This window comes from Bauldia sp. (genome assembly GCF_020442045.1).
Lineage (GTDB): Bacteria > Pseudomonadota > Alphaproteobacteria > Rhizobiales > Kaistiaceae > Bauldia.
The window spans coordinates 1-3,865 of the sequence record NZ_JAGRLA010000076.1; the positions used below are offsets into that span (position 1 = coordinate 1).

Consider the following 3,865-nt stretch of genomic DNA (forward strand, 5'->3'; position numbering starts at 1 on the left):
ATGGCGCTCGCCCGCCGGGCGGTGCGCCTCGCGGAGCTCAAGGCCGCCGCGCTGGTGCTGGAGCGGGCGCGCGCTCAGTAGCCGTCGAGCTTGCGGTAGGGGTCGGGGAGCTTGCCGAAATGCGCCGAGAGCGCGCCGCAGGAGGCGGCGAGCTTGCGGATCGCGACGGCGACGGTGCTCTCGAAGCGCTTGAAGCCGAAGATCAGCAGCAGCGGCGACAGGATGATGGTGACGACCATCCTGAGGATGCGGAAGACGAGCTGGTCGAGCCGGCGGCGGCGCTGACGGCCGGGGACGTTCAGCGCCTTCTCGGAACGGGCCATGCCGGCGCCGACGCGGTATTCGCGGCGGAGCTGCCATTTCAGATTGAGGCGCTCCGGCACCTGGGTCTCGCGGACCACCGACGTCTCGGTGGCGACGATGCGGGCACCGAGCTTGCGGGCGCGGCGGAAGAAATCGGAGTCGCTGCCGCCGGCGAAACGGAGCTTCTCGTCGAAGCGCAACGCCCCTTTGTCCGGATCGACCAGCCAGCGGGCGAAGGCGACGTTGTGGGTATAGGCGACCTCGAGTTCCTCGCCCTCCTTGCGGGGCGGATAGTTGGTCGGCAGGACGAAGAGGGGGAGGCGCTCGGGATAAATCTTGATCAGCTTGCCCATCACCACGTCGCCCTTGTAGGCGATGCCGGCCTCGATCAGGCTGGCGAGCCAGCGCGGGTCGGCGATCTCGTCGTCGTCGATGCAGACGATCCAGTCGGCGCCGCGGGCGAGCGCCTCGTCGACGCCACGGTTGCGGGCGTGGGGGATGCCGGGCTCCGGCTCATGGACCAGCGTGACAGGGAAGCGGGCGTCGCCCCTGATTCCGTCGACGATTTCCTGCACCTGCGGGGCCGGGTTGTTGTCGACGAGGACGAGCTCGACCTCGCAGCCGGCCGGGGCGTCCTGGCTGACCACCGACCTCAGGCATTCGGACAGCATGCCCGGCCGCCCGGCGGTGCAGATAGTGATGCAAACCCTGGTCATTCGTCGAAAAACGGCGTCCGGGCGACGCGCCTTGCCGCGCCGCGGAGCCATGACTAGAGGGGCGATAAGGCGGAATCAAGCACCGGACCCGGATGACATGGCGGAATCGTCCCGGCCGGGATAGTTTCGGGCCCCGAGATGGCTGCGACCGGTGAGGGGCGTCATGAAGGAAATACTCGAAGAGCTTGAAATCCGGCGCAAAGCCGCGCGCGCCGGAGGCGGCGAGGCGCGTGTCGCGGCGCAGCACAAGCTTGGCAAGCTGACGGCGCGCGAGCGCATCGAGGTGCTGCTCGACGAAGGCTCCTTCGAGGAATACGGCATGTATGTCGAGCACCGCGCCAACGACTTCGGCATGGCCGAGAAGAAGATCGCCGGTGACGGGGTGGTGACCGGCTGGGGTACGGTCAACGGCCGGCCGATCTATGTCTTCGCCAAGGACTTCACGGTGTTCGGCGGGTCGCTTTCCGAGGCCCATGCCGAGAAGATCCAGAAGGTTCAGGACATGGCTCTCAGGAACGGGACGCCGATCATCGGCCTCTACGATGCCGGCGGCGCCCGCATCCAGGAGGGCGTCGCGGCGCTCGGCGGCTATGCCGAGGTCTTCCAGCGCAACGTGCTGGCGTCGGGCGTCATCCCGCAGATCTCGGTGATCATGGGGCCTTGCGCCGGCGGCGACGTCTATTCGCCGGCGATGACCGACTTCATCTTCATGGTGCGCGGCCGCAGCTACATGTTCGTCACCGGGCCGGACGTGGTGAAGACGGTGACCAACGAGACGGTAACGCCGGAGGAGCTCGGCGGCGCCTCGGTCCACACCACCCGCTCGTCGATCGCCGACGGCGCTTATGACAACGACGTCGAGGCGCTGACCGAGATGCGGCGGCTGATCGACTTCCTGCCGCTGTCGAACCGCGCCGATCCGCCGGAGCTCGAGACCGCCGACCCGTCGAACCGCGAGGAGCTGTCGCTCGACCGGCTGATCCCGGACAGCGCCAACAAGCCCTATGACATCAAGGAGCTGATCCTCAAGGTCGTCGACGAGGGGGATTTCTTCGAGATCGGCGAGGCCTTCGCGCGCAACATCGTCACCGGCTTCGGCCGGATCGAGGGGCGGACGATCGGCTTCGTCGCCAACCAGCCGATGGTGCTGGCCGGCGTTCTCGATTCCGACGCCTCGCGGAAGGCGGGACGGTTCGTCCGCTTCTGCGACTGCTTCAACATCCCGATCGTCACCTTTGTCGACGTGCCGGGCTTCCTGCCTGGAACGGCGCAGGAATATGGCGGGCTGATCAAGCACGGCGCCAAGCTGCTCTTCGCCTATTCCGAGGCGACGGTGCCCAAGGTGACGGTGATCACCCGCAAGGCCTATGGCGGCGCCTATGACGTGATGGCGTCGAAGCACCTGCGCGGCGACGTCAACTACGCCTGGCCGAGCGCCGAGATCGCGGTGATGGGCGCCAAGGGAGCGGTCGAGATCATCTACCGCAAGGAAGCCGGCGATCCGGAGAAGATCGCGGCGCGGACCAAGGAATACGAGGCGCGGTTCATGTCGCCCTTCGTCGCGGCCGAGCGCGGCTATATCGACGAGGTGATCATGCCGCACGCCACCCGCCGCCGGGTGGCGCGGGCGCTGCGGCTGCTTCGCGGCAAGGTGCTGGAAAACCCCTGGAAGAAGCATGACAACATTCCGTTGTGAGGGGCGTTCATTGAAAGCATGCGTCTGATGCACTATCATCTGATGCATGCGCACCACGCTCGACATCGACGATGACGTGCTCCAGATGGCCAAGGAGCTTGCCCGGGCGGAGAAGAAGACCGCCGGGGCGGTGATTTCCGACCTGGCTCGCAAGGCGCTGACGCGGGCGCCGGGCCAAAGGAGGATCGTCGTAAAGGATGGATTTCCTCTTCTGGAAAGCACCGGTGCGGTCGTTACGCCCGAACTGATCGAACGCCTGCTCGAGGAAGCTGACTTCGAGGATGCGGGAATCCAGGTCAAAAGCGATGCGGGGGCTTCTTGACGTCAACGCATTGATTGCGTTGTTCGATGAAGACCATCCGTTCAATGCGACGATCCGCGAATGGTGGGTCGAGAACCGGGCCGGTGGATGGGCGTCGTGTCCGCTGACCGAAAACGGCTTCCTCAGGGTAGTTTCGCAACGCCGATATTCCAATCCGATGTCGATTGCGGAAGCGTTTGGCTTGTTTGATTTCGCCGTTGAGGAAGGAAATCACGCGTTCTGGCCGGATGACATCTCCTTGACCGATCGCCTACGCATTGACCGCAATTACGTCATCGGCCCGAAGCAGCTTACCGACATCTACCTGCTGGCGCTGGCGGCGAAGCACGGCGGACGGCTGGTCACCTTCGACCGGACGATTCCGCTCGCCTCGGTGCGTGAGGCGGCGCCGGAGAACCTCGTTATCCTGTAGCCAGCATCTCCACGGTCACGCCGGCCTGTTCCGCCAGTGCTGCCAGTCGTCTGTCCGCGGTGACGAGGGGAACGGAGTCACGCATCGCCAGCGCGACATAGCAGCAGTCGTAAACCGGGTGATCGCGCTCGATTGCAATCCGAAGCGCCTGCGCGGCCAGGTCTTCGACGGGCTCAAGCGCGACGATTGCGATGGCGTGCGTGAGGGCACGCCCGGCCTGGTCCGCCGAGAGGGCGCCCGAACGCACGTTTCGCCAAATGGCGTTTCCGACCTCAACGGCGAGAAGTGACGGAGCGGTACGCACACTCTCGGCGGCAACGGAATCGCGTGCCCTGTCCGACCAGGCCAAGTCGACGATCAAGCCAACCAGTACGTTCGCGTCAAAGACGGCCATAGCCCGAATCCCGATCCTGGCG

General features: G+C 65.6%; 5 protein-coding genes. 3 read left to right on the forward strand and 2 right to left on the reverse strand.

What is annotated here, in order from left to right; translation table 11 throughout:
- Positions 1–74: 74 nt before the first annotated feature.
- Entirely contained in the window at positions 75–1,070 is a 996-nt protein-coding gene (locus KDJ86_RS08495; protein WP_367116778.1) for a glycosyltransferase family 2 protein, read from the reverse strand.
- A gap of 112 nt (positions 1,071–1,182) precedes the next feature.
- Here KDJ86_RS08495 and KDJ86_RS08500 point away from each other — a divergent pair, with 112 nt between their 5' ends.
- Genes KDJ86_RS08500 through KDJ86_RS08510 form a run of 3 tightly spaced genes read left to right on the forward strand, consistent with a single transcriptional unit; the run spans position 1,183 to position 3,449 of the window.
- Positions 1,183–2,715, forward strand: coding sequence for an acyl-CoA carboxylase subunit beta (locus tag KDJ86_RS08500; protein ID WP_291744691.1), 1,533 nt, complete (start codon positions 1,183–1,185; stop codon positions 2,713–2,715).
- Positions 2,716–2,761: 46 nt separating this feature from the next.
- On the forward strand, positions 2,762–3,037 hold the full coding sequence (locus KDJ86_RS08505; RefSeq protein WP_291744692.1) for a CopG family transcriptional regulator: 276 nt from the start codon (positions 2,762–2,764) through the stop codon (positions 3,035–3,037).
- Entirely contained in the window at positions 3,021–3,449 is a 429-nt protein-coding gene (locus KDJ86_RS08510) for a TA system VapC family ribonuclease toxin (RefSeq protein ID WP_291744693.1), read from the forward strand. The genes KDJ86_RS08505 and KDJ86_RS08510 overlap by 17 nt, the downstream gene beginning before the upstream one ends.
- Here the strand turns inward: KDJ86_RS08510 and KDJ86_RS08515 are convergent.
- Positions 3,439–3,865, reverse strand: a 427-nt coding sequence (locus KDJ86_RS08515) for a type II toxin-antitoxin system VapC family toxin (protein ID WP_291744694.1), incomplete at its 5' end; no start/stop codon positions are given. The genes KDJ86_RS08510 and KDJ86_RS08515 overlap by 11 nt on opposite strands.